Source organism: Nostoc sp., from assembly GCF_036919675.1.
In the GTDB taxonomy this organism is placed as follows: Bacteria; Cyanobacteriota; Cyanobacteriia; order Cyanobacteriales; family Nostocaceae; genus Nostoc.
This window is the reverse complement of record NZ_JBALCP010000066.1, coordinates 1-5,879: the sequence shown is the minus strand read 5'-3', so window position 1 is coordinate 5,879 and position 5,879 is coordinate 1. Positions and strand designations below refer to the sequence as shown.

Annotated in this window: 4 protein-coding genes; 2 read left to right on the top strand and 2 right to left on the bottom strand. The window is 38.7% G+C overall.

Going from position 1 to position 5,879, the window contains the following annotated elements:
* Positions 1-1,366: 1,366 nt before the first annotated feature.
* A complete protein-coding gene (locus V7K49_RS14575) occupies positions 1,367-2,119 on the top strand; it encodes an AIM24 family protein (RefSeq protein WP_335206150.1) in 753 nt (250 codons plus the stop codon).
* Positions 2,120-2,338: 219 nt separating this feature from the next.
* Here the strand turns inward: V7K49_RS14575 and V7K49_RS14570 are convergent, their stop codons facing one another.
* Together V7K49_RS14570 and V7K49_RS14565 are read right to left on the bottom strand one after the other, a co-directional pair.
* Positions 2,339-2,635, bottom strand: coding sequence for a hypothetical protein (locus V7K49_RS14570; protein WP_335206149.1), 297 nt, complete (start codon positions 2,633-2,635; stop codon positions 2,339-2,341).
* 346 nt (positions 2,636-2,981) lie between these two features.
* On the bottom strand, positions 2,982-4,358 hold the full coding sequence (locus V7K49_RS14565) for an S-layer homology domain-containing protein (RefSeq protein WP_335206148.1): 1,377 nt from the start codon (positions 4,356-4,358) through the stop codon (positions 2,982-2,984).
* A 500-nt stretch (positions 4,359-4,858) separates the two neighbouring features.
* Here V7K49_RS14565 and ytaF point away from each other — a divergent pair, with 500 nt between their 5' ends.
* Complete coding sequence (gene ytaF / locus V7K49_RS14560) at positions 4,859-5,482, top strand: sporulation membrane protein YtaF (protein WP_335206147.1); 624 nt, start codon at positions 4,859-4,861, stop codon at positions 5,480-5,482.
* The last annotated feature ends 397 nt before the right edge of the window (positions 5,483-5,879 follow it).

Below are 5,879 nucleotides of genomic sequence, written 5' to 3'. Positions count from 1 at the left end.
TCTACTAAACTCTTTGAAACTGAAAATATATTAGCTACTTTCCTGATTGAGATGTTCTTCTGAATATGTGCTGCAACTATTTTTTCTCGAAGTTCAACAGAATATGACTTCATTTAAAAGTATTTATATTTTAATCTAGTGTACCTCATAACAGACGGAAGTGCTGTAAATATCCATAGGAACTGGCTAAACCGATAATTTGTGCCTAAAGTCATGGTCATATTCATGACTTTTTTCATGAGTTATTGTGTCAAATCTTTCTATAATAGGGGTATCAAATTAGAGTGATATTTAAATTTATTACCCAAAGTGCTAGATATTAGGATCAGCTAATTCCTAATTATCATAATACCTTTTATATAAGTATTTTGGGAGATTTCTGGAATAAGCATTATGCCTTGTGTAGTCAAATTAAAATGAAAACATCACTTGATGCTTTTGTCAGTTCAAGAGGGACTCATGATTAATCGGGCTATAGACTTCATCTTCGTAGATTCTTTTGCCTTTGTAATTAATGTCACATTTGGAACACTACTTCATACCAAAATATGTAATTACTCCTGGGATGGAAAAACACCCTTTAATTCACAATCAGAAGAGATTAGCTCTAATGGCTCCATTTCAACATCTTCTTCGGAAAACATAGATTAAGCACTCCTGCCTGGGAGCAAATATTTCAAAGTGAATGCAAAGATAAAAACAGAAGCTTTGAGTAAAAATACTTCAACAAGTGCTCCCGATAGCAATCACTTTTACTTTCTTGGCATTATTCACTCAAAAACGAAGGGTAAATAAGAGGCACAGGAGATAGGGAGCAGAGTCGAAAAGTCTCATGCCCGAATGGCACGCTTGACTCATGGGAAGCCTTTGTACTTTGTGGGTGTAGGAGGGGTGGAAGGAAAAAGAATCTATATTCCCCACACTCTCTACCCCAAAACCCTTATAAATGAATGGATTTGCCGAAATCTGGCGTGCCATTCGGATTAGCGATCGCTAAGGATATTTCCTTGCTTTTATATAAAAAGTAGCCCTTATAGTGGATAAAAAACCGAAAAAACTGATTGTGACAGTGGGGGTGGGGAATGTCGGTTGTACACAAGCACCTTCTTATCAAAATCGATTAACTTGTTTTAATACTGCAAGTCCCTTGTTACTTGAGAGCAATCGATTCCCCTTGCAGCTGCTAGAAATAAGGTAATCAGATAGTTGTAAGTTAGCATACCAGTAATGACTTTTTTCTGCCCCGATTGCAACCATCAATACCCTTTAGGCGACAAGTTTTGTAGTGCCTGCGAGAATCCCATTAATCATATTGCTTTTATGTCAGTCAAGTGATTTATCCAAAAACTATTTACCATCTAATACTATGCCAGATTTGAGTAGCGAACCGACCCCGGAATTGAGAAATCCCCAGGAAACCTTTCATTCCGGTGACTTAAGCTTAAGAGTTGAAGGAGAAGTTGTGCCTGTAGTAGATGTCCATTTAGGGCAACAGCAATCAATTTACTTTGAACATCATATTCTCTTATGGAAGCACCCGAATGTTCGCCTTGGTGTCAAAGGCTTGAAAGGGGCTGCCAAACGTTTCTTTGCTGGACTGCAAATTTTTATCAGTGAAGCACATGGTCCAGGAAATATCGCTTTCTCCCGCGAAGCACCTGGACAGATTGTAGTACTCCGATTGGAGCGTGGACAGACAGTTGACGTCCGTGAACATCAGTTTTTACTTGCTACTAGTAATATTGAGTACAGTTTCTTTTTCCAGCGAGGGCTGGCAAACCTTTTTTTTAGTCGCAGTGGTGGTTTATTTATTGACCGCTTTATTGGCAAGCAAGAAGGGGGGCTACTTTTAATCCACGGTTACGGTAATGTATTTGAAAAGTACCTCGCTCCTGGTGAAGTGCTGGATGTAGAACCAGGAGCATGGCTATGGAAAGATTCATCAGTCAAGATGGAGACAGTGACCGCCCTGCAATCGAGTGGCGGCATCTTTGGAGCAATTGGAGTAGTGCTTGGCGGTATTTCATTCACTCTCAACCGTTTTATTGGCCCTGGTCGTTTAGGGTTACAGTCTATGAGTTATCACCCACCTGCATCTGAGGGCGCTACTCTTGGGTGAACTTGGCAGTATAGCTGCTATTTTCCACTCGCAAATTCCCCTTAGCCAGAAAAAATAAAACTCGTCCCAGTTTATATTTTGGACGAGTCTTATTCTAAATCAACTCCCAAATAGAGAGCGTCAAATTGCTTAGTTCAATGTTTATGTCTTGTTTTTAAATGATTGACTGAAGAATAGTAGATTGAGCCTACTATTTACTATTTTTTGTGAAATAAATCCTTAGTTATGCTCATCGTGACGAATTGAACGGGAAATGGCGTTTTCTCGGCGGTTGAGTTGTTGTCGTTCCCGACGACTTAAAGATCCATCTCTCAAATCACGCCTCCGAGCCGCATTTAAAGATGCCTCTCTGCGCTCCAATGAATGATATTCACGTTTGTTAATACTACCATTTTCAACACCTTGAATAATCCGATGTTGCTGATTAACTTCCCGATGATAGACTTCTTGAGCCGAAGCTACTGTCGGCAAAAAAATTGCCGCCGCGCACATCGCAGCATATGCTAAACGTTTCATACTAATTTCCTCAAATAATTTTAGCAAGCAAGCCAAGCGAGAATTCTAGATTTTTTCAACATCTCTAAATACTCGTGCAAGATGTCTTAATCATATTAACCTCTTTCCTCTCATCACCTCAGACTTTAGTCATGAATCTGACCATGACTAAAGTCACTCTATCTGGAATAAGTTAGAGAAATGTTTTGAGCAATCGCTCAGAGAACAAAATACATTCAGGACACCTCCTGAATTCTGTTTCGATAAATTTGACTCATATTAAATTAGGAGAGTATTGCTACTCTCCTTTTTTGTTTACTTAAATCTGCTCAAATTAATTAATACCCAACTAATAGCTTGTTTGAAACTAAAAATTTCGATTCAGGTCGCTATTTAACGTTAAAGTCAAGTCGGTATTCGGATTAATCACCACCACTTGGTTTGTGGAACTCTGATCAACAATACCCCCAATTATCGCACCCGCCGCCGCACCTGGGATAACTTTTCCCGCAGTAATAGAGCGATTCCCAGTTATGCCTGAAATTCCAGCCGCTGCCCCTGCCCCAATTGCTGTATCTCTTAAAGTTGAGAGAACGTTGCGATTCTGATTTGCTCCTACAGCTGTACCAACAGCTGTACCAGTCAATACCTTACCAAGGGTAATATGTTTATTACCCGTTAGGCCAGAAATTCCAGCCGCTGCAACCGAGCCGACTGCCGCATCTTTAAGAATCGCTGTGAAGTTAGGACTACGCACATCTTGTGTTGTTGTAATTGAATCCGAAGAAGCGTTAATCCCAAGCTGCTGACCATTAATAATTAACTGACTAGCTACAAATTGAGAGCCACCTGTTACAGGCTGCAATTGTCCAATTATTTGACTTCCAGCAGGAATTACCACCTTTCCCTGACTATTAGTGACATCAGTTGCAACCGTTAATGTTAAAGGTGTAGTTTCCTTGGGACTTACAACAATTCGTTTTGCATCTAGATACTTAACTGGAATCGAAGTTCCAGATGGCAGCAGTCCTGTTATTGAGGAACTACCTAAACCTGCAATATATTGTCTAGGAATACTAGAAGCCTGTCCAGAGCTAGCTAACCCCTGACACAAAAAAGCTGACACTTCTGCCCGACTAGCTAATTGATTCGGATGGAGATACTTCACATCTGGATAATCTACTACCAGATGTTTTTCAGTTGCTGCCGCTATTCCACTGTCGGCATAGCTAGGAATTGTATTTGAGTCAGTATAATTCGCATTCAATGTCGTAGTTGCAGACTGAGTTGGAGAATAATTTAATCCACTAGCTAAAGCCACTAAAACTTGAGACCGAGGAATATTTTGACTAGGATTGAAAACCTGACCAGGGTAGCCTGACAAAAATCCTGCTTGAGAAGCTGTTTCAATCGCACTATACGCCCAGTAAGTTGTGGGTACATCAACAAATTGAACTGGATTACGAGTCCTTTGTGCATTAGAGAAAGCCTTGCCAATCATTGCTGCAAACTCAGCTCGAGTTACAGGAGCATTGGGGCGAAAAGTCCCGTCCGGGTACCCACTGATAGTACCAAGGCTTGCTAGTTGCGTAATACATGATTCAGACCAGTTGCTTTGAACATCAGTAAACTTGGATTGAGCTAGTGTTGGTGCTGCTATTACTAAAGGGGCAACTGCACTAATCATCATTTCTAACCCAATCAGTAAACCAGGTACTGACTGGCATTTACGGATTTTTATCATTGAATCATTCACCTCCATTAATAGTTCTTTCCTGCTTGAAGTAGCTGCAAGTTTAGATCAACTCTCTTATTGGTTTTTACTCTAATATCGCAGCATATCTACTATATACTTGTCTGATTTTAGACTAAAAAGTTTCAATGCCTTGTCAGGCATTCACAAGTGATAAAATGCTATGAGTCTAGTAGTCTGGCAACTCAAAAATGCCCTGTAGCGGTCGAAACTGGAGATCATAAACTTGAGCTAGGCAGAAACTGTCAACCAATTTTTTGATATCTTTGAAAAGCTGTGGCAAATGTGACTGGATTCTTTCTCAGTCTCTGCCACTATAGTTATCAACACATACATCTTGAACTTGAAAGCAGAAGAGCAAGTAGTAATTTTAGTAACCTTTCAGGACAGTTTAATTCAACAATACTCTTACTTTCCTCTTCACTAAATAGCTAATTTTGAATTTTTGAATAGTAATGACAGTTTTATAAAATAAAAAGCAATGTATTTTTATGGGATACTTAGTATCATCTTTTTTTATCTCATTCTCATCTAATATTGATAACTTTGCTGTGGGAATTGCCTATGGAGCCAAAAAGATAAAAATCGGTATACTTAGCAACTTAAATATTGCGATATTTTCGGCTAATGGAGCATTTTTATCTATGTCAATAGGAGAAAAGTTGGGGAGACTTTTATCTGCTGAACTAGCTAATTTACTAGGTTTTATTGCTCTATTAAGTGTAGGATTATGGGGATTATGGGATACATTTAGGTTTCACAAAAAAGAAATACTAAATCAGAAAAAACCTTCTGGGAATCAACTGGATTACACTATCTTTATAGAAAAACCAGAAACAGCAGATTTAGATAACTCTCATTTCATCGACGTTAGAGAATCTTTAACTTTAGCGTTGGCTTTAACAATCAACAATGTAGCTGGTGGTTTTGGAGCCGGACTTTCTGGTTTAAATATTCCTGTTACCACTTTTTTAACACTTTTATTTAGTCTGTTAGCAATTGAATTTGGATATTTTATGGGTAAGAAGTTCACTTCTAGAATTTCTGCTAAATGGTCGGGAATTATCTCAGCATCTCTGATAATTTGTTTAGCAGTATATGAATACTTTATTTAAAAAGAAAGTCAGAATATGCCCCAGTAGCTGTCGGGTTTTCGGGACAGGGAAAAAATTTTCCCCAAAACCCGAACCCAGTTCCGAGCAGTATTGCGATCGCAGCTACTTGCCCATAGAGTTCAAGGTGATTATTGGTTGTGCAAGTACGAAACTTGATTGATAGTTACAATTATTTAATTATCAAAAATGAGCTAGATATTAGAGTGCATATCAAAGCAAATATTATCGCATGTTCCGCTTTTTCGCTAATAATATTAATTGCTATTGCTATCAAGAAGATAAACACTACTTTCAATATGCTAAGTTATACCAAGTTGCCAAAGATAGTATTGTTACATTCCGTTATATTGAACAGAGCCAAGAAAATCCGACTTCTCCCTTAACAGTTAGGGGGTTA